The following is a 502-nucleotide window of genomic DNA, read 5'->3' as shown; positions in this document are numbered from 1 at the left end:
CGGTCGCCGTCCGCCCGCACGGCTCCGGCGCCGCGCGCGGCGAGGACGGCCCGGTCGGCACCGCACGCGTGCGGGTCTCGCTCGAACTCGCCTACCCGGCCGACATCGGCGCCCGCTGCGCCGCCGTACGCCGCCGGGTCACCGAACGGGTGAATTCGCTGGTCAACATGACGGTGCCCGAGGTGGTCGTCCAGGTCGAGCGGCTGCATCCGACGGCCACGCCCGGTGACGCGCACGGGAGGACGTCATGAGTGAGAACACCACCCACCGGCTGCCCGTCCTCGACCCCGGCGAGCAGCCCACACCCCCGCCCGAGCAGGGCAGCGGCCGCTTCTGGTCCGCGCGCCGCGTCCCGGCCGCCCTCGTCGCCCTGTGCCTGCTCGGCGGCGCGGGCCTGCTGCTGTACGACGTGGCCGCCGTGCGCGCCGGGCACCCCGCGATGTACTGGCGCCGCGAACTGGCCCGGCAGCTCGCCGAGCAGCGGGTCGACGCGATTCCCGTG

Annotated in this window: 2 pseudogenes; both read left to right on the top strand. The window is 76.5% G+C overall.

Features of this window, described 5'->3' with window-relative positions:
- A pseudogene (locus GTW40_RS07855) lies at window positions 1-251 on the top strand (hypothetical protein); the annotation flags it as partial.
- Window positions 248-502 (top strand): annotated as a pseudogene (locus GTW40_RS07850) (hypothetical protein); the annotation flags it as partial. The pseudogenes GTW40_RS07855 and GTW40_RS07850, both read left to right, overlap by 4 nt.

It is taken from the genome of Streptomyces sp. SID4985 (assembly GCF_009863025.1).
Taxonomy (GTDB): domain Bacteria; phylum Actinomycetota; class Actinomycetes; order Streptomycetales; family Streptomycetaceae; genus Streptomyces.
Note: the sequence above shows the minus strand (reverse complement) of the source record. Positions and strands in the feature narration are given on the sequence as shown.